This window comes from Arthrobacter sp. 05L421, assembly GCF_056397785.1.
Genome location: NZ_JBFTOC010000006.1, coordinates 36,036 through 52,755, shown reverse-complemented (window position 1 = coordinate 52,755; position 16,720 = coordinate 36,036). Strand labels below are relative to the sequence as shown.

The following is a 16,720-nucleotide window of genomic DNA, read 5'->3' as shown; positions in this document are numbered from 1 at the left end:
TGACACTCGTGGAGAGACGGGTCTAGAACTGCTACAGCGATCGCTCCAGGCAGCGTGTCGGGACAGATCCGGTGGGCGATCCGGCCGATAGCGGGTTCAACGAAGAGAGTTCTCAGATGGGTTCCTGGACGGTCTCGACGATCAGCACGTACTTCCGGGTTTGTGACGGAGTGCGCGTGAGGTTCGCGGATAACAAGGCAGACTCGGACATCACCATGCTGCTGCTGGCGCCGTGGCCGGAAAGCCTTTGGGCCTTCCGCCGCATCTGGAACCGCGTTGCAGCGGTGGGGCGGGTGGTCGCCGTCGACATGCCCGGTTTCGGCCATTCAGATGGCCGCCCGGAGTTGATCGCCCCGGACGGTTCCGGAGCGTTCCTGGCCCGCCTCATCGAGGAATGGGGTCTGGGAGTTCCGCACGTCGTCGGCCCGGACGTTGGCACGGCCGCGGCGCTGTTCCTTGCTGCAAATGCTCCAGAACGGGTCACAAGCCTGACCATCGGCGGCGGCGCCGTCGGCTTTCCGATTGATGCGGGCGGCGCCCTCAAGGAGATCATCGAAGCGCCGACTCTGGATGACGTGCGCGCTCTCGACGCCAGAACTAATATCGGCTACGCGGTGGAACTGCCCGCCCCGAGCGTCAGCGAACCGGAAGTCCACGAGGACTACGTCAGCGCCTACGACCTCGGGCGCTTCGCAGAGTCGGCGCGGTTTGTGCGGACCTACCCCGAGCAGAACCCGCTGCTGCACGACCTGCTGCCGTCCATCACCACGCCCACCCAGATCGTCGCGGGCCGCCACGATGACCTCGTGCCGTGGTCGAACAGCGAGTACCTGGACGGGCTCCTCCCCCACAGCGAGATGCATCCTCTCGACGCCGGCCACTTCGCGTGGGAGGAAGCACCGGAGGAGTACGGCCGACTGGTCGCCGACTGGGTCAGCGGCGGATATCGACGCGTCGCGGGCTAGGCGGCCCGCCGCACCGCACCGCGCATCCTCCAGGCCGGGAACGGCAGTCACGCGGGGGATTTCTCTGTGTGAAACTGATCCAATGATTACCGAACACGCGCTATTGCCAGTCATCCCCGGTCAGGAAGACGACTTCGAACTGGCATTTAGCGAGGCGAGGCCCATCATTGCTTCGATGGCTGGCTTCAGGAAATTGTCGTTGTCACGTTCGATCGAGTCGCCGAGCACGTATCTGCTGCTCGTTGAATGGGATCGGCTCGAAGACCATACCGTTGGATTCCGACAATCCGACCATTACGGCAATTGGCGCGCACTACTGCACCACTTCTACGATCCCTTCCCCGTCGTGGAGCACTACGAGAGCATCCTGTAAGCGCTCGGCCCCACGGCTTGATGAAGCCGAAAGCCGGAGACGGTCCCGGCCGAGGGGCCCTCTCCGGCTTTGCTGCCGCACGGGCTAGAGCTGGCTGTGCGCGGCAACGGCCGGATCGGAGCCGGCGCGGGCGCCAGACTCCAAGGCGGATATCTGGTCTATTTCAGCCGGGGTGAGCCGGAGCGCCGCGGCGCCCAGGTTTTCCCGCATGCGCTCGCTATGTGCCGACTTGGGGATGACGATGGTGCCCTGGGCGAGATGCCAGGCGAGCACGATCTGGGCGGGGGTGGCACCGTACCGGGCCGCCAGCGATTTCACGGCGGATGCATCAAGATCCGCGCCCTGGCCCAAGGGACTGTACGCCTCCACTGCGATGCCCAAGGACCGGCTCTTGGCTGCCAGGGCCTGCTGCTGGAAGGTGGGGTGGATTTCGATCTGGTTGACTGCCGGAACTATGTCCGAGTTCTCAAGAAGCGTGTCCAGGTGGTCAGGGAGGAAATTCGACACTCCGATGGCGCGGATCTCGCCGCCGGAATGGAGCTTTTCCATGGCCTTCCAGGCCTGGGTGAAGAGTCCTTGGGATGGCACGGGCCAGTGGATCAGGTACAGGTCCACGTAGTCGATGCCGAGCGCCTCGCGGCTGTGCTGGAACGCCTCGAAGGCTGTGCCCTGTTCGCCGTTGCGGAGCTTGGTGGTGACGAAGATTTCCTCGCGCGGGACTCCTGACGCCGCAATGGCGGCGCCGACGCCGGCCTCGTTCCGGTATGCGGCGGCGGTGTCGATGTGGCGGTAGCCGGCGTCCAAGGCATCCTCGACGATCCGCTGGGTGTCTTCCGCCGGGACTTGGAAAACGCCGAAGCCGAGCTGCGGGATCTGGACGCCGTTGTTGAGGGTCACCGTGGGGATGTTGGTTTCACGTGTCTGGGACATCATCACTCTTCCTTGTGGGTGGGTATCTGGTTTGGGCGCAAGGCACCGGCGGCCCCGCGGCCCTCGTGCTTCATTGAATTGATGACCAGCAAGGCCATCATCAGTGAATTATCCATCGTCTTCTTCCTGTCATCGGTTGTGCGTTGAACCGTGACTCGCCATGGAAAGCAAGGACCCGGCCCGGCAAAATGGAAGACATGGGTCAAAGCGCAGAGTTTGGAAAATTCCTGAAGGCCATGCGGTCACGTAAACAAGACCTTCTGCATCATCAGGAGGACAACACATGACCATCAAGCGCACGACGTCCGGGCCGGGACTACCCGGAGGCTTCCCCTTTAGCCTGGCTAGCGAAGCAAATGGTGTCTGCTTCGTCAGCGGGATGCCCGCACTGGATCCCGACGGCAATTATCACGAGGGAACCTTCGAGGAGGAGACGGCGCTGGCCTGGCACAATGTCACGATGATCGCCCACGCTGCCGGCTACGGCGTCGAGGAGATCGTGTACGTGCAGTGCGTCGTCGCTGACATCACCGACTACAGCAGCCTGAATGCGTGGTGGCGGCGGCAATTCCCGGACCCGTCCACGGCTCCGGCCCGGTTCACCTTCCAGGCCGGCGCCCTTCCTTTCGGCGCCAAGGTCGAGATCCAAGCGGTAGCCGCGCACGGCACCTGAGGCGTCGCCGACAGGATGCCGATTGAGGCAGAGTCGGCGAAACCTGCCATCAGCGGCCGACGACCATTGAATCGCTCACCCGGACGGGGGCGTGAACTGGCTGGCCGTGAACTCGGCTCCCTGGGGGTCCCGGATCAGTGCCGTGCGCGTCCACTCGGTGTCGGCCTGGCTTAGGACCTGGGCGCCGAGCCGCTGCGCATCAACCACCGTCTGATCCCGGTCGGCCACGGTGAACGAGACGTGCCAGTGCGGCGGTTCGTCGGGGGCGGTGGTCGCGATCCAGGCGATCGCGTCCGCGAAGCCTGGCGGGGCGGCCAGCCCGGACTGCCTCTCCCTAATACCCGGATCGACTGTCGCTTCAAGGTGATCACCATAACCGGGCCTGCGGATCATCATCGCGTAGCCGAGGTCGTCGACCTGCCAGCCGAACGCCTCTTCGTAGAAATTGGTGGCCGCGCCGGGATTAGCCGTGTGGAGATCGCTGAAATTCCACGAACCTGGCTGATTGGCCACCTGTGCCCCTAAGCGACGCCTAGCCTGCCAGAGGCGGAACTCGGCGCCCTCCGGATCGGTCAGCGCCGCACTGCGTCCGCCCTCTCCCGCATCGGCAGGCGCCGATCGCACCGCAGCGCCGGCAGTGACCAGTCGCTGCAGCGTTGCATCCGCGTCCTCGACCGATATGTAAGTACTCCACGCCGCGGCACTCTGGGTGCTGGCCACCCCGGCGACGTCCTGGCCGTCGAGCTTGGCAATCAAGTAGCGGCCCGGCGCTCCCGCCGGCATGACGTCCTCGAACGTCCACCCGAAGATTCCGGCGTAGAACTCGACGGCCGCCCCGATGTCAGGCTGCTCGGTGTCGATCCAACACGGGACGCCCTGCGGGTAGGTCCGTTGGGTCATGTCTCGCTCCCTTCCGTGGGACACAGCCTAGCGAGCCAGGATCCGGCCGGATACCCCACCCGTCCCCTGACCCGGCCACCCACTCCAGGAAGCCCCGGCGCCGCCGTCGCACCTTCCCCATTCCTAATCCTGCCGCTGGTCACGGCCGGGCCGGGGCGCGTTCCAGATTAGTTTCGCGTGCCGCACGGCTGGTCTGGCTGGGACATCCGGTTATTGCTAGCGTGGCGGAATGAACTCGTCGAAGACCCCCGGTGAGATCCTCACTATTGACGGTAACGAGGTTCGCATCTCGAGTCCGGACAAGGTGGTGTTCCCCGAGCCCGGGCTGACGAAGCTCGACTTGGTGCGCTACTACCTCGCCGTCGCCGATGGTGCGCTGCGGGGCGCCGGCGGGCGGCCCATGGTGCTCAAGCGCTTCCCGAAGGGGATCGGTGCTGAGCCGTTCTTTCAGAAGCGCGTGCCTGAAAACCACCCCGACTTCGTCGACACGACGACGCTGCACTACGCGTCGGGGACATCAGCCGAAGAGGCCGTCATCCGGGATGCTGCGGGGTTGGCATGGGTGGTGAATCTTGGATGCCTGGACCTCAACCCGCACCCCGTGCGGGCCGAGGACCTCGAGCACCCCGACGAGCTCCGTGTCGACCTCGACCCGATGCCGGGGGTCGACTGGTCGCAGATCGTTGACACCGCCTATGTCGCGCGGGAGGTGCTCGACGACGTCGGGCTGGTGGGGTGGCCGAAGACGAGCGGTTCGCGGGGACTCCACATCTTGGTGCGCATCGCGCCCCAGTGGTCGTATCGCGACGTGCGGCTCGCCGCCGAGACCCTCGCCCGCGAGGTCGAGAACCGTGCTCCGGGCCTTGCCACCGCCCGGTGGTGGAAGGAGGAGCGTGGCGAGAGCGTGTTCGTCGACTTCAATCAGAACGCCAAGGACCGCACCGTGGCATCGGCGTACTCGATCCGGCCCCTGCCCGACGCCCGAGTCTCGACGCCGCTCACTTGGGACGAGGTCACCTCCACCCGGCCGGAACAGTTTACGGTGCCCACGGTGCTTGAGCGCTTCGCTGCAATGGGCGATCCCCACGCCGGCATCGACCACGCAGTCGGGTCACTCGACAAACTTATCGCCCTGGCTGCCGAGCTCGGGCCCGCCGAAAAGCCGCCGCGGGCAGGCGACGGCATGGGCCGCCGGCAGTCGGTGATGCCGCTCATCGAGGTGGCACGTACCAAGACCAAGCCCGAGGCGCTCACGGCGCTCGACGAATGGAAGACCCGGCATGCGGACCTCGTCCCGGCCCTGCATCCCGCCGACATCCTCGTCGACGGAATGCGCGGATCGAGTTCGCTCTGGTACCGGGTGCGGGTGAACCTGCAGCATGTTCCCGAAAATGAGCGTCCGCCCCAGGAGGGGCTCATCGCTGACTACGACCCGTGGGCGGGCAAAGCGTGGCCCGGGCACCCTGGGTCCTGACACGAGAAGATATTGCCCTTTCCAGCCAGAACCCGACCTGTGCGCAGACGATCCTGTTCAGTCTCGCGAGTCGTGTCCAACTGGCTCGGTTGTTGCGGTCAGTACTCTCCCTTGATCACGAAGTACGAGCCGCGAATAACGCCCGCCAGCTTCGATTTTTGCCGGGCGAACTTGAAGCGCGTCGCCAATTCCTCCGGAATCTCCATTCCTTCGGCGAGTTTGAACCCGACCGCTCTCTTCCCGGCGTCGATGCTGTACATGACGTTGATCGACAGCCCCGACTCGAAGAAAACGTAGGCCATCCGCAAACCGTCGACTTCGAAGGAGGTCGCTTCGAGCGGGCGGGAATCGATGACGATTTCACGCTCGTCCCGGAGTATCCTGCTCACCCGGTCAACCACCTGCGGAACCTCGCTCGCAGGGCTCACTGTGAAGACGTGGTCATACTTGTTTCGGAAATAGCGAGCCTCGTTGGCGCGCAACCCGGCGAGGGCCTCAGCCACGGGAGACGATTCCAAACCGACAGTAGAAACGTTCTTGAAGTCAACGGTGTACGGCATGCACCCTCCTGGTACGACGTGTTGGAACCAATGCTAACGCGACGACGTGCTGCCCTGACGTCAGAACGTTCGCGCGTAGGGTGCCGGGTCCCGTGACAGAGGCTCAGCTGTAGTGATGCTCATCCATGAACGGGCCGACGCGGCCTTGGCGCATGAAAGTGGAGGACTTAAGGCCCTGACGGGGCCCGTCTGTCGGGGCAAGAGTTGGACCTACGCGACGGCCGGTGTGCGAACCGCCCCGGTGCGGGCGGCCAGGCCGCCCGCCGTCGGGAGTTCGGTCATTTCCAGCACCGTCGGGACCGACAGCGTCGACCAAAGAATTGGAGTGGCCGCAGCGCCGGCCGGAACCGAGTGGAGGGCACACCATGTCAGAACGCAACTACACCTTGTTCGTGTCGTCATACACCGACGCGGGCTCGGCGGCAGACGATTTCAAGGCGATCAAGAGCATGGACGACGCCGCCGTGGTGGCTGCGGTCGACCTGTCGCGTGACGCCTCGGGCCAGACCGAGGTCAAGGAGCACGGGGGCGGACTGGTCGCCGGCGGCACCACGGCCGGCGCCATCGGCGGGCTCGTGGTCGGTTTGTTCGCTCCGCCGCTCCTGCTGTCCGGCGTGATCGGCGCTGGTGTTGGCGCCATCGCGAAGCGTCACGAGGAGAAGTCCATCGGCGTCAACGCGGACGAATGGCTGCCGCCGGGCTCCTCGGCGATCATCGCCGTCGTCGACGACCTCTACCTCGACCGGGTCGACAAGGCGGTGGACAAAGCTACCAAGAAGGTCAGCAAGGCCGTCGAAAGTGGTGACTACGATGCCGTGGTCAAGGCCGTGAACGAAGGCGACGAGAAGATCATCGAAGCCGCTTCGTCCTGATCGGCCGACGCACCCAACTGGGAGACGGCCCACTGCTTCTATGAAGTCAGCGGGAGGCTGACCTTTACTGGACGGGGTGCACCCTGGCCTTCAGGGCCTCATTGACGGGCGCGAAGGCGACCCGATCCAGGACAAGTTCAATCTCGCGGATTTTGTCTGCGCTGATGGTGAGCAGCTCGATGCACCTGACGGCACCAGCAGCCGTGTCGGTGACGAAGTCATACACGACGCAGGCACGGTCCTGTGCGGTGAAGACCTCCCGGATCTCGTTGCGGACCAGCGCCGGGAGAAGGCGCTTGAGTGCAGTGGTCCACCCGGCCTTGTCGAGTGCGGTGCCTGCGAAGGTGGCCACGAGATCCTCCCCGAGCAGGTTTTCAAGGGCGTTCATGTCGTGGGAGCCAACGGCCTGGATGTAGGAGCGTGCGATCCCTTCGACGTTGGAGTCCGGCATGAGAGATCCTTTCCTGAGCAGCCGACGGGACCCGCCAAAAGGAGGCCCCCGCCATTGGGCCATGGGCAGCCAAAAATCCGCGGGGGTCCACGTCGTTTCTCAGAAGCCTAGCGGCCGCGGAACGGGACGGGGAAGCCCCCGCCCACGTGAGGTTTGGGGCATCCAACCGTGCCACCAGTGCTGCTTGGGGAAGGGCCCAAAGCCCCTGACCCCGCTCCGGGGCTCAGCCTAATCTGGCACCAGACTCTGGGGTGGTTTTCCATCTTCGTCGCCTGCGCCCTGGTGATCGGAACGGAGAGGACCCAGACCATGGCCACTTATGAGTACCGTTGCTCCGATGGTTCGCTTTTCGAAGCATCCCACCCGATCGGCGACGCACCAGACACCCTTCCGTGCCCCTCCTGCGGTGAGCCGTCCCGCCGGGTATTCAGCGCACCGCACCTTTCCCGGGCCGGTTCGCAGGCCTTCCGACTCATTGACTCCACCAAACGCAGTGCAGCCGAACCCGAGGTGGTGAACTCTCGGATTCCGGGCAGCCCCAGGCGTGTACAGCAGTATTCATCCAACCCGTTACATCGGACACTGCCGCGACCCTAACGGGCAACACGCGGCGACCAGTCAAAGGAGATGAAATGCCAGCAAGGATATTTTCCCTGGACTCAAGCAAGAAGTTCGAGGATCAGGAAAAGATCGGGCACAACCGATGGCACCCCGACATTCCACCCGTCGCGACGGTCAAGCCGGGGGATTCCTTCCGGGTCGACTGCCGGGAATGGTTTGACGGCGCGATCGTCAACAACGACTCCGCCGACGACATCCTCAACGCCCCGCTACTGACCGTCCACAAACTCAGCGGTCCCTTCGCCGTCGAGGGCGCCAAGCCCGGCGACCTGCTGGTGGTCGACATCCTGGACGTCGGTCCCATCCCGCAGGAGGATTCAGGCCCACTTGCCGGACAGGGCTGGGGCTACACCGGCATCTTCGCCACCAGCAACGGCGGCGGCTTCCTCACCGAGCAGTTTCCCGACGCATACAAAGCCATCTGGGACTTCACAGGACAAATCGCAACATCCCGGCACGTGCCCGGTGTTTCCTTCACCGGGCTGATCCACCCCGGCTTGATGGGGACGGCTCCCTCAGCCCAGCTGCTGGCGAAATGGAACAAGCGCGAAGGCGACCTGATCGCCACGAATCCGAACAGGGTCCCTCCGTTGGCGCTGCCGCCCGAGGCCGAGCACGCTGTTCTCGGGCACCTGGCCCCGTCGGAATTCGACAGGGTGGCCGCGGAAGCGGCCAGGACCGCACCGCCACGGGAAAACGGCGGGAACCAGGACATCAAGAACATGTCCAAGGGCACCCGTATTTTCTACCCCGTGTTCGTGGACGGAGCCAACCTCTCGATGGGCGATCTCCACTTCTCGCAAGGCGACGGTGAGATCACGTTCTGTGGTGCCATTGAGATGGGTGGCTTCATCGACCTCAGGGTGGAGCTCATCAAGGGCGGCATGGAGACGTACGGAGTGAGCGAAAACGCCATCTTCATGCCCGGCAACGTCGACCCGCAGTTCAGTCAATGGCTGGCGTTCTCCGGCACCTCGGTGACTCTGGACGGCGAGCAACGCTACCTCGACTCGCACCTTTCCTATCAGCGGGCCTGCCTCCACGCCATCGACTACCTGACCAAATTCGGTTACAGCAGCGAGCAGGCATACCTGCTCCTGGGTGCCGTACCGATCGAAGGGCGCCTCTCCGGCGTCGTGGACGTCCCGAATTCCTGTTCCACGGTCTACATCCCGACGGCCATCTTCGACTTCGACGTACGTCCCTCAGCTGCCGGCCCCCACAAAATCGACCCAGGCACCGGGGCGCCGAAGGCCAGCAACAAATAGCAGCCGCCGACGGCGGTGGCGGCCTTGGTCGGTAAGGTTGCGTCCTCAACCGCGCCACGGGCTGAGGCTGAAGCAGGAAGAGTCACGGTGGGCCTCGGTGCGACCCGGTTTGGGTGGGCGGGGGTGGGACGTGACACCATACGGATCGTGACCCAAAAGATTGCGTACCAAGGTGAGCCCGGCGCCAACTCCCATATCGCGTGCAAGCAGATGTTCCCCGAGCTGGAAAGCGTCCCGTGCGCCAGCTTCGAGGACGTCTTTGAATTGGTGTCCAGCGGCGGGGCCGATCTGGCCATGATTCCGATCGAGAACTCGATTGCCGGCCGGGTGGCGGATATCCATATCCTGCTCCCCGAGTCCCGTCTGCAGATCGTCGGCGAGTTCTTCCTGCCCATCCACTTCGACTTGCTTGGCATCCCCGGCAGCACCATCGAGGCTGCCACGGAGGTCCACAGCCACATTCACGCCCTGGGCCAGTGCCGGCGCCTGATCCGTGAAGCCAGGCTACGCCCCGTCATCGCCGGCGACACGGCGGGTTCTGCCCGCGAAGTGCGGGAGTGGAACGATCCCGCCAAACTCTCCCTCGCTCCCCCGCTGGCGGCCCAGATCTACGGCCTGGAAGTGCTGGCCTCTCGGGTCGAGGACGATCCGTCCAACACCACCCGCTTTGTCGTCCTGGCGCGGGAAGCGGAACTGCCGACCCGGGATGAGTTGCCCGGACCGGCAGTGACCAGTTTCGTGTTCCGCGTCCGGAACGTCCCCTCCGCTCTCTACAAAGCGCTTGGCGGTTTTGCCACCAACGGCGTGAACATGACCCGGTTGGAGAGCTACATGGTGGGCAACGAGTTTGCTGCCACCATGTTTATGGCCGATGTCGAGGGCCACCCCGCGGACCTATACCTGCAGCTGGCCTTGGAGGAACTGGAGTTCTTCACCGCCGAGGTCCGGATCCTGGGTGTATATGCCGCCGCAGAGTTCAGGACCCGGCAGGCAGCCAGCGGCTGACCGGAGTGGACGGCAAGGCCCCGCTGTCGGCAGGCAATGACGCGGCTCGGAGCAGGTGGGAGGATGGGCGCATGGAACTGCACATCACTGGCGACCCCGCCGCCGACCAACTGCTCAGCAACGACGCGTTCGCACTCCTCGTCGGCATGCTGCTTGACCAGCAAGTGACCATGGAGTCTGCGTTTGCCGGACCCGAAAAGATCAGGACGCGGATCGGATCCACGGCTCCTGCCGCAATCGCCGAATATGACCCAGCAGGGTTGGTTGAGATCTTCAAGGAGCGTCCGTCCATCCACCGCTTCCCCAGCTCCATGGCTGGCCGCGTCCAAGACCTCGCCGCGGCCGTACAGCGCGATTGGAACGGGGACGCAACTGCCATCTGGAACCAGGACGACCCTGACGGCCAGGAAGTGCTGCGCAGGTTGAAGGAATTGCCGGGCTTCGGAGAGCAAAAGGCAAAGATCTTCCTCGCACTACTCGGCAAGCAGTGCGGTCTCCGGGCACACGGCTGGCGTGAGGCTGCTGGTTCCTATGGCGAGGAGAGCGCATTTCTTTCTGTCGCCGACATCGTGGACCCCGAGTCGCTGAAAAAAGTGCGTGCCAATAAACAGGCTGCCAAGGCCGCCATCAAAGCCGCGAAGGCATCCGAGCGCTGACAAGAAACGGCAAGACCCAAAGCGTTCCGCTACGTTCGCTGATCGGTTAGGCGGACCCGGGCAATGCCCCGGCGCTTACCTGCCAGCTCCGCCGCCAGCCAAGCGATAGGACTCCTGCAGCAGCTCGTCCAGTTCCTCGACGTCGATCCTGTCCAAGGTGACAAGCACCAGTTTCGGGGACCGTTCGTGGTGGGGCGTCCAGAAGTAGGTGCCAGGGGCGGTGCCTGCGAGTGCTTCCCGTTCCTCGGTTTTCACGGTGAGAACGCCATCTTGCCAGATGCGTGCCATCAGGGTCTTCCCGAACCACGCCGGCTGGCCCCAACTGGGTCGCTCGCTAACCCCCGGCAGGCCACGGCAGATCTGCCGGACATCTTCCTCTGTGGCCATGGTTCACTCTTGCATCGGAGCCCCTGGCCCGGCAATGCTTGTCCTCCCCCGGACGACGTCGAAAACGTACTAACGGCGCAGGTCGAGGGGCCGCCACGGCTGGGCGTCCGACATACTGGTTCCATGCAGGCGACGACGGTGTTGGTTGAGGGCGAGAGTGACCGGCTGGCGGTCGAGACGCTGGCCCTTCGCCTTGGCCATGACCTGAGCGCCTTGAGGGTGTCGGTGGTGCCAATGGGTGGCGCGACCAGCATCGTGCACTTCCTCGACCGCTACGGCCCAAATGGCGCGGGCCACCGGTTGTTCGGCCTGTGTGATGCCGGGGAATCTCGCGGCATCGCCCGCGCGCTCGGCCGGGCAGGCATCGGGACCGGTTCGCTGGCCGAGCTTGGGTTCCACGTCTGTCACGCCGATCTCGAGGACGAACTCATCCGCTGCCTTGGGATCGATGCCGTGCTCAGCGTCATCGCGGATCAAGGCGAGCTGGCCTCATTCCGGCTCCTCCAACGCCAGCCCTCACTGCGAGAACGGCCCATAACGGCGCAGTTGCGCCGGTTCTTCGGCGGACGCAGCGGCAACAAGGCCCGATACGCGCCGCTGCTGGTCGACGCGTTGCCGGCCGGACATGCGCCTCCGCCGCTCGCTTGCCTCGTTGCATCATTTTCGCTGTGATCTGACGCGTCCGCAGTCCGGACTACCCGGCCCGCTCAGTCCGGCGGCTGCGCCGCGTGATGACCCCCGCTCACTCCGAAGCTTTATCGGCTAGCCCGCCGACACATCGATCAGCACCTTGCCGACGATGCCCTCTTCCACCGCCGCGTGGGCCGCAGCCGTGTCAGCCAGGTCAAAGCGATGCAGCGGCAGGCCTGCGGCCTCTCCCACCGGAAGGGCGCCGTCGGCGATGGCCGCATTGATGTCCTCGGCGGCGGCGTGCACCGCCGCCATGCCAACGGTGTAGAGCAGCACGAACTGGTAGCGGACGTTGAGGCTGAAATGCCTGCGAACGTCCAGGCTCATCTGGTCGCCGCCGTTGTTGGCGTAGACGGCGACGGAGCCGCGGTTGCGGATCACTGCCAGGTCAAGTTCCGCGTTCTGCGCGGGTGCCACTTCCACGACCTGGTCGACGCCGTCGGGAGCGATCCGACGGATCTCCGCGGCCGCGTGGCTTTCCCGGTAATTGATAACGTGATCGGCGCCGGCGGCAGTGACCAGCGCAGCCTTCGCCGGTCCGCTCACGGTGGTGATCACGACGGCGCCGGCCCACTTGGCGAGCTGGATCGCCGCATGGCCTACGGCGCCGGCCCCTCCAGCGACAAGAACCACTTTGCCGTCCAAGGCTCCGGGGTGCAGCCGGCGCGGGCCGTCCTCGGCGATGGTCAGGGCCCGGTGGGCGGTGATCGCGGGAACGCCCAAGCTTGCGCCGAGGTCGAACCCGGCGTCCTCCGGCAGCGGAAAGACTCGCTCGGCCGGTAGGACGGTGAACTCCTGGGCTGTCCCGCCGTCGGCGCGCTGGTAGGCGGCCAAGGCCAGCCAGACCCTGTCACCGACGTGGAGATGCTCGACGCCTGGTCCGACGGCGTCCACCACACCGGCGCCGTCCTGGTTTGGCACGACCTCCGCGAAGGGCAACGGCTCCCCCGGTTTCGCGCCGCGGCGCGACTTCCAGTCCGTGGGGTTCACCGCCGAGACCATGATCCGCACGCGCACCTCCCCGGGCCCCGGGTCGCGAATCTCGCGGTTGACGAGCTCGAGAACAGACGGATCGCCGGTGGCACGGTACACGATTGCTTTCATACTCAAACCTAACGCCCGCCCGGACCGAAAATTCCCGCCGGGAATTCGCAAGTTCAAGGCATTGCGGCCCCACTCCCCAAGCCGGGTACGGCTGTCCTGTAGTCTGCGCCAGGAGCCTTCCGGCCGGACATCGAGTCACCCACAGCATCAGGCGCTCCCTGCCACGGCGGGCAGAAGATCCGTTAGCGGCGCTAAGAGTCCGGAGTCCCGGCGGGTGCGCAATCGGACCTCTTGGGCTATGCGGGCTTGGACCGTGCGCGTACGTGCATCCGTTCCCCCTGCTGTCCAAACAGACTGATGAACTCAACGTCTCTGCCGTCAGCGCTGGCGAACCAGTGCGGTGTGTGGGTGTCGAATTCCGCGGCTTCGCCAGGACGGAGTTCAAAGTCCTTCTCGCCCAGCACCAGTCGCAATCGTCCGTTGAGGATGTAAAGCCATTCGTAGCCCTCATGGACGCGTGGGTCGGGCTCGGCCCGGCGGGTCTCGCCGTCGAGCACCATCTTGAAGGCCTGCAATCCGCCTGGGCGGCGCGTGAGCGGAACGGCCGTCATGCCGCCATGGGTGATGGGGCGCAGATGAATTCTCGGATCCCCGGTGGGCGGGGCGCCGACCAGATCATCGAGGGGAACACCGTACAACCTCGCGAGGGGCAGCAGGATTTCGAGGTTTGGCCTGCGTTGGCCCGCTTCTAGGCGGGACAGAGTGCTTACGGATACCCCGGAAGCGGCAGAGACCTCTCCGAGTGTGAAGTTGCGTTCAGTACGAAGTGCGCGAAGCCGGGGGCCAACTGCCCCGAGTACATTGTCAAGGTCATTTGCCATCCCCCAATTTTGCCATATCGGCAAACTCTTTTGTCAAATATCGTCGATGCGATACAAGCTGATGTGACCGCACGCGGACGCTGGCGGCGAACTCTTAGTACGCATCGAAGGGCAAATCAGTATGGACACCACACGGTACGACGTTGTGATTGTTGGCGGCGGCTCGGCAGGACTCAGCGCGGCCACGACGCTGGGCCGGGCGCTGCGGTCGGTGCTGGTCATCGATTCCGGAACTCCCCGGAATGCACCAGCGGCGGGTGTACACGGTTATCTCTCCAGGGACGGTATGAACCCCGGGGAACTCCTGTCTGTCGGGCGCAGTGAAGTGCTCTCCTACGGCGGCACTGTCATTGACGGCGAAGCCGTTTCGGCACGGCGAACCCCCGACGGGTTCGAGGTGATCCTCGGAGACGCCCGCCGGTTCTCCGGCAGGCGTCTCCTGGTCACCACTGGCTTGACGGACGAACTCCCTCCCATCGACGGGCTGCGGGAGCAATGGGGAAAGGGCGTTGTGCATTGCCCCTACTGCCATGGCTGGGAAATCCGCGGGCAACGGATTGGAGTGCTGGGCACGGGCCCGCTGTCCGTCCATCAAGCACTGTTGTTCAGGCAGTGGTCCCGGGATATCACCCTCTTCCTCAACGACACCGTGCAACCCACTGACGAGGAGTGGGACAAGCTCGCCGCCCGGTCCGTAAAGGTGGTTGATGGCGCCGTGGCGTCCGTTGACTCTGTCGACGGCGTCCTCACGGGGCTCACGCTCCGCGAGGGTCGTTCGTTCGACCTGCAGGCCCTGGCAGTCGGAGCACGGATGGAGGCCAGATCCGCGCTGCTGGAATCACTCGGGCTAATTTCCCAGGTGCACCCGTCGGGGGCCGGACGGTTCATTCCGGCCGGGGATATGGGTGGTGCGACGGCGGTCCGCGGTGTGTATGCGGCGGGCAATGTCACCAACCTAATGGCTCAGATGATCACCGCGGCGGCCGAGGGTGTCATGTCCGGCGCAAGGATCAACGCCGACCTCATCGAAGAGGAAACCCGATGGGCAGTCGAGGGGCACTTCGGCTCCTTCTCCGCCGCCTCCGAAGCAGCCGTCTCTAAGATCGTGATCGGTCACCGACGCCACGACCTTGAAGTCGGGCAGAAAGCCGCCAACACGGGCCCTGCGGCCACAGTAGAAGGATGATGAGCATAGACCACCAGCACCAGCAGCGACTTGGCAGTCAGGATCAGCATCGCATCCTGGACCTCGACGCCGAAGTGTTCGGTGACCACCTCGCAGCCGTCCTGGGCTTGACCGGGGTGCCAACTGCGCGCAGCGTCGTTGACCTCGGCGCCGGCACCGGCGCAGGTAGCCGGCTGCTGCGCGAGCGGTACCCCGCCGCCACGGTGACGTGCGTCGACAACGACCCGCAGATGCTGGAGCTGCTTCGCGAGCAGGGCTTCGCCGTGATCGAGGCGGACCTCGACGACGGCCTCCCTACGCCTTCCGGCGCCTCCATGACGGCGGATGCAGTCCTGGTCGACCTCGTATGGGCATCGTCCTCACTCCACCACGTCACCCACCCCACCCAGCTCCTCTCGGGAGTCCGCCGGGTACTGTCGCCCGGTGGGGTCCTGGTCGTCGTCGAGCTCGCCGCTCTGCCCCGCTTCCTAAGCCACCCTCGCGAAGCGCTTTTGGAGCAGCGCTGCCACGCCGCCGCGGCGGCCGACGGGTGGAACCAACACCCGAACTGGGCGCCGGTCATCGAGGCGGCCGGGTTCAGCGTCACCCAGTCCGAAGTGACCGCCATTGCACCCGTGACCCCGGCCGCACGGGAGTACGCCAAACAGTGGTTCGCGCGCTTCTCACACCTGGCAGCCCTGACCGCGGACGACCGCCACTCCGTCGAAGATCTGCTGGAGCGGTTCCCCGACGACGTTCAGCTTGAACCCCGCGCCACCCGAACCGTCTGGGTGGCCACCCCCGACCAGACCCAGGAGCAGCCCTGAGCCAGCGCGTCCCCCGGTACCGCCTGAAACCCCTCGATCCAGGGAAGAAAGGCGGCGGGATTCATGGGCAACGTGTCCGGCCATGTTGGCTCCCCGCAACGATCATCCGGGCGTCGTATTTTGCGGCTTGTCTTGGCCGTGAACCCGGCGTAGTGCGCGAACGTCAAGGCGAGCGACGAGTCCGGGGCGGCCTTTGGGACGAATGGCTATTGCGGTCCAAGGATTTCCCACGCTGACCGGCTTAGCGTCGGAGTTGTTACACCGGTCCGCGCCCTACGGGAGGAGGCACAATTGGATCTTCGCGAAAATCTGCCGCTGTTCCGGGCGGTCCTGATCACGGGCACGACGATGTCCTTGGCTGCCGCCGGGCATGTGCTCGGAGGCGGCACGCTTCCCGAACCGGCCCTCATGGCCGCCCTGGCTGGCCTTATGCTGGCACCAGTCACCTGGCTGGCGCGCCGGCAGTTGTCATTCTTGACCCTGGTGGGCATGCTGGGATCCGGCCAGTTGACGCTGCACGAAGCATTCACGTCCCTGTTATCACGGGCCCTTTGCCTCCCATCACTGACTAACCGGATGTCGCATCACGACGGCCGGATCATGGGCCCGGAGTGCTCCGCTGCCGTGCCGCCGTCCATGACCGTGCATGCCAGCGGTGCCGATTCACCGGTTATGCTGGCCGGCCATGTCCTCGCTTTAGTCTCCACGGCGTGGCTGCTGCGCAAGGGCGAAGTGGCCCTGTGGCAACTCGTGGCATGGCTCCGCCCGCTCGTGCAGCTGCCCGGGCCCACAGGATTCATTCCCGTCCGCCAACGGCCCGTCGCCACGGGCCCGGTCGCCGTTCCCGTGCCCCGGCGGAACCTGCGCGCTGACAGCCTGCGGGCGCCGCCCGCCGCGTCTTCCCCGTGCGCCATGCCCTGACTGCCTGCCCGGTCTGCGGTTGGGTGCTCGGGACGCACATTACGTTCCACCCATCAC

General features: G+C 65.1%; 20 protein-coding genes. 13 read left to right on the top strand and 7 right to left on the bottom strand.

Annotated features, from left to right (window positions below):
• The first annotated feature begins 116 nt into the window (after positions 1–116).
• Both AC1DKQ_RS09300 and AC1DKQ_RS09295 read left to right on the top strand, forming a co-directional pair.
• A complete protein-coding gene (locus AC1DKQ_RS09300; RefSeq protein WP_476918814.1) occupies positions 117–965 on the top strand; it encodes an alpha/beta fold hydrolase in 849 nt (282 codons plus the stop codon).
• 82 nt (positions 966–1,047) lie between these two features.
• The gene (locus tag AC1DKQ_RS09295; protein WP_476918813.1) at positions 1,048–1,338 is read left to right on the top strand and encodes an antibiotic biosynthesis monooxygenase family protein; all 291 of its coding nucleotides are present in this window, start codon (positions 1,048–1,050) and stop codon (positions 1,336–1,338) included.
• Between the two features lie 84 nt (positions 1,339–1,422).
• On the opposite strand, the gene AC1DKQ_RS09290 is transcribed toward AC1DKQ_RS09295, so the two are convergent.
• On the bottom strand, positions 1,423–2,268 hold the full coding sequence (locus AC1DKQ_RS09290; protein ID WP_476918902.1) for an aldo/keto reductase: 846 nt from the start codon (positions 2,266–2,268) through the stop codon (positions 1,423–1,425).
• A 283-nt stretch (positions 2,269–2,551) separates the two neighbouring features.
• On the opposite strand from AC1DKQ_RS09290, the gene AC1DKQ_RS09285 reads away from it, so the two are divergent.
• Positions 2,552–2,941, top strand: coding sequence for a RidA family protein (locus AC1DKQ_RS09285; protein WP_476918812.1), 390 nt, complete (start codon positions 2,552–2,554; stop codon positions 2,939–2,941).
• Between the two features lie 75 nt (positions 2,942–3,016).
• On the opposite strand, the gene AC1DKQ_RS09280 is transcribed toward AC1DKQ_RS09285, so the two are convergent.
• Entirely contained in the window at positions 3,017–3,841 is an 825-nt protein-coding gene (locus AC1DKQ_RS09280; RefSeq protein WP_476918811.1) for a VOC family protein, read from the bottom strand.
• 229 nt (positions 3,842–4,070) lie between these two features.
• Between AC1DKQ_RS09280 and ligD the strand changes: the two genes are divergently transcribed.
• The gene (ligD, locus tag AC1DKQ_RS09275; RefSeq protein WP_476918810.1) at positions 4,071–5,315 is read left to right on the top strand and encodes a non-homologous end-joining DNA ligase; all 1,245 of its coding nucleotides are present in this window, start codon (positions 4,071–4,073) and stop codon (positions 5,313–5,315) included.
• A gap of 98 nt (positions 5,316–5,413) precedes the next feature.
• On the opposite strand, the gene AC1DKQ_RS09270 is transcribed toward ligD, so the two are convergent.
• Positions 5,414–5,875: a phage tail protein gene (locus AC1DKQ_RS09270; RefSeq protein ID WP_476883503.1), complete on the bottom strand. Its 462-nt coding sequence runs from the start codon at positions 5,873–5,875 to the stop codon at positions 5,414–5,416.
• Positions 5,876–6,240: 365 nt separating this feature from the next.
• Between AC1DKQ_RS09270 and AC1DKQ_RS09265 the strand changes: the two genes are divergently transcribed.
• Positions 6,241–6,747, top strand: a complete 507-nt coding sequence (locus AC1DKQ_RS09265; protein ID WP_476918809.1) for a DUF1269 domain-containing protein — start codon at positions 6,241–6,243, stop codon at positions 6,745–6,747.
• A 64-nt stretch (positions 6,748–6,811) separates the two neighbouring features.
• Here AC1DKQ_RS09265 and AC1DKQ_RS09260 read toward each other — a convergent pair whose 3' ends face one another.
• Positions 6,812–7,198 carry a nuclear transport factor 2 family protein gene (locus AC1DKQ_RS09260; protein ID WP_476918808.1) on the bottom strand — a complete coding sequence of 129 codons (387 nt, stop codon included), beginning with the start codon at positions 7,196–7,198 and terminating at the stop codon, positions 6,812–6,814.
• A gap of 309 nt (positions 7,199–7,507) precedes the next feature.
• Here AC1DKQ_RS09260 and AC1DKQ_RS09255 point away from each other — a divergent pair, with 309 nt between their 5' ends.
• From AC1DKQ_RS09255 to AC1DKQ_RS09240, 4 genes are all read left to right on the top strand, one after another.
• The gene (locus AC1DKQ_RS09255) at positions 7,508–7,795 is read left to right on the top strand and encodes an FmdB family zinc ribbon protein (RefSeq protein ID WP_476918807.1); all 288 of its coding nucleotides are present in this window, start codon (positions 7,508–7,510) and stop codon (positions 7,793–7,795) included.
• Between the two features lie 35 nt (positions 7,796–7,830).
• A complete protein-coding gene (gene fmdA, locus AC1DKQ_RS09250) occupies positions 7,831–9,087 on the top strand; it encodes a formamidase (RefSeq protein ID WP_476918806.1) in 1,257 nt (418 codons plus the stop codon).
• 147 nt (positions 9,088–9,234) lie between these two features.
• Positions 9,235–10,092, top strand: a complete 858-nt coding sequence (locus AC1DKQ_RS09245; RefSeq protein WP_476918805.1) for a prephenate dehydratase — start codon at positions 9,235–9,237, stop codon at positions 10,090–10,092.
• A 71-nt stretch (positions 10,093–10,163) separates the two neighbouring features.
• Positions 10,164–10,748: an HhH-GPD-type base excision DNA repair protein gene (locus AC1DKQ_RS09240; protein ID WP_476918804.1), complete on the top strand. Its 585-nt coding sequence runs from the start codon at positions 10,164–10,166 to the stop codon at positions 10,746–10,748.
• Positions 10,749–10,823: 75 nt separating this feature from the next.
• Here the strand turns inward: AC1DKQ_RS09240 and AC1DKQ_RS09235 are convergent, their stop codons facing one another.
• Complete coding sequence (locus tag AC1DKQ_RS09235) at positions 10,824–11,135, bottom strand: MmcQ/YjbR family DNA-binding protein (RefSeq protein WP_476883496.1); 312 nt, start codon at positions 11,133–11,135, stop codon at positions 10,824–10,826.
• A 123-nt stretch (positions 11,136–11,258) separates the two neighbouring features.
• On the opposite strand from AC1DKQ_RS09235, the gene AC1DKQ_RS09230 reads away from it, so the two are divergent.
• Positions 11,259–11,807, top strand: coding sequence for a TOPRIM nucleotidyl transferase/hydrolase domain-containing protein (locus tag AC1DKQ_RS09230; RefSeq protein WP_476918803.1), 549 nt, complete (start codon positions 11,259–11,261; stop codon positions 11,805–11,807).
• 90 nt (positions 11,808–11,897) lie between these two features.
• Here the strand turns inward: AC1DKQ_RS09230 and AC1DKQ_RS09225 are convergent, their stop codons facing one another.
• On the bottom strand, positions 11,898–12,929 hold the full coding sequence (locus AC1DKQ_RS09225; protein WP_476918802.1) for an NADPH:quinone reductase: 1,032 nt from the start codon (positions 12,927–12,929) through the stop codon (positions 11,898–11,900).
• Positions 12,930–13,165: 236 nt separating this feature from the next.
• Positions 13,166–13,750 carry a helix-turn-helix domain-containing protein gene (locus AC1DKQ_RS09220; protein WP_476918801.1) on the bottom strand — a complete coding sequence of 195 codons (585 nt, stop codon included), beginning with the start codon at positions 13,748–13,750 and terminating at the stop codon, positions 13,166–13,168.
• 121 nt (positions 13,751–13,871) lie between these two features.
• On the opposite strand from AC1DKQ_RS09220, the gene AC1DKQ_RS09215 reads away from it, so the two are divergent.
• The 3 genes from AC1DKQ_RS09215 to AC1DKQ_RS09205 all read left to right on the top strand — a co-directional run bounded on the left by AC1DKQ_RS09215 (position 13,872) and on the right by AC1DKQ_RS09205 (position 16,663).
• A complete protein-coding gene (locus AC1DKQ_RS09215; protein WP_476918800.1) occupies positions 13,872–14,936 on the top strand; it encodes an NAD(P)/FAD-dependent oxidoreductase in 1,065 nt (354 codons plus the stop codon).
• Complete coding sequence (locus AC1DKQ_RS09210; protein ID WP_476918799.1) at positions 14,933–15,742, top strand: class I SAM-dependent methyltransferase; 810 nt, start codon at positions 14,933–14,935, stop codon at positions 15,740–15,742. The genes AC1DKQ_RS09215 and AC1DKQ_RS09210 overlap by 4 nt, the downstream gene beginning before the upstream one ends.
• A 291-nt stretch (positions 15,743–16,033) precedes the next feature.
• Positions 16,034–16,663 (top strand): hypothetical protein, encoded by a 630-nt coding sequence (locus tag AC1DKQ_RS09205; RefSeq protein WP_476918798.1) that lies wholly within the window; start codon positions 16,034–16,036, stop codon positions 16,661–16,663.
• The last annotated feature ends 57 nt before the right edge of the window (positions 16,664–16,720 follow it).

What these genes read in the sequence shown, in the direction of transcription:
- AC1DKQ_RS09300 (WP_476918814.1), top strand. Translation starts at nt 117, where the DNA reads ATGGGTTCCTGGACGGTCTCGACGATCAGCACGTACTTCCGGGTTTGT.
- AC1DKQ_RS09295 (WP_476918813.1), top strand. Translation starts at nt 1,048, where the DNA reads ATGATTACCGAACACGCGCTATTGCCAGTCATCCCCGGTCAGGAAGAC.
- AC1DKQ_RS09290 (WP_476918902.1), bottom strand. Translation starts at nt 2,268, where the DNA reads ATGTCCCAGACACGTGAAACCAACATCCCCACGGTGACCCTCAACAAC.
- AC1DKQ_RS09285 (WP_476918812.1), top strand. Translation starts at nt 2,552, where the DNA reads ATGACCATCAAGCGCACGACGTCCGGGCCGGGACTACCCGGAGGCTTC.
- AC1DKQ_RS09280 (WP_476918811.1), bottom strand. Translation starts at nt 3,841, where the DNA reads ATGACCCAACGGACCTACCCGCAGGGCGTCCCGTGTTGGATCGACACC.
- ligD (WP_476918810.1), top strand. Translation starts at nt 4,071, where the DNA reads ATGAACTCGTCGAAGACCCCCGGTGAGATCCTCACTATTGACGGTAAC.
- AC1DKQ_RS09270 (WP_476883503.1), bottom strand. Translation starts at nt 5,875, where the DNA reads ATGCCGTACACCGTTGACTTCAAGAACGTTTCTACTGTCGGTTTGGAA.
- AC1DKQ_RS09265 (WP_476918809.1), top strand. Translation starts at nt 6,241, where the DNA reads ATGTCAGAACGCAACTACACCTTGTTCGTGTCGTCATACACCGACGCG.
- AC1DKQ_RS09260 (WP_476918808.1), bottom strand. Translation starts at nt 7,198, where the DNA reads ATGCCGGACTCCAACGTCGAAGGGATCGCACGCTCCTACATCCAGGCC.
- AC1DKQ_RS09255 (WP_476918807.1), top strand. Translation starts at nt 7,508, where the DNA reads ATGGCCACTTATGAGTACCGTTGCTCCGATGGTTCGCTTTTCGAAGCA.
- fmdA (WP_476918806.1), top strand. Translation starts at nt 7,831, where the DNA reads ATGCCAGCAAGGATATTTTCCCTGGACTCAAGCAAGAAGTTCGAGGAT.
- AC1DKQ_RS09240 (WP_476918804.1), top strand. Translation starts at nt 10,164, where the DNA reads ATGGAACTGCACATCACTGGCGACCCCGCCGCCGACCAACTGCTCAGC.
- AC1DKQ_RS09235 (WP_476883496.1), bottom strand. Translation starts at nt 11,135, where the DNA reads ATGGCCACAGAGGAAGATGTCCGGCAGATCTGCCGTGGCCTGCCGGGG.
- AC1DKQ_RS09230 (WP_476918803.1), top strand. Translation starts at nt 11,259, where the DNA reads ATGCAGGCGACGACGGTGTTGGTTGAGGGCGAGAGTGACCGGCTGGCG.
- AC1DKQ_RS09225 (WP_476918802.1), bottom strand. Translation starts at nt 12,929, where the DNA reads ATGAAAGCAATCGTGTACCGTGCCACCGGCGATCCGTCTGTTCTCGAG.
- AC1DKQ_RS09220 (WP_476918801.1), bottom strand. Translation starts at nt 13,750, where the DNA reads ATGGCAAATGACCTTGACAATGTACTCGGGGCAGTTGGCCCCCGGCTT.
- AC1DKQ_RS09215 (WP_476918800.1), top strand. Translation starts at nt 13,872, where the DNA reads ATGGACACCACACGGTACGACGTTGTGATTGTTGGCGGCGGCTCGGCA.
- AC1DKQ_RS09210 (WP_476918799.1), top strand. Translation starts at nt 14,933, where the DNA reads ATGATGAGCATAGACCACCAGCACCAGCAGCGACTTGGCAGTCAGGAT.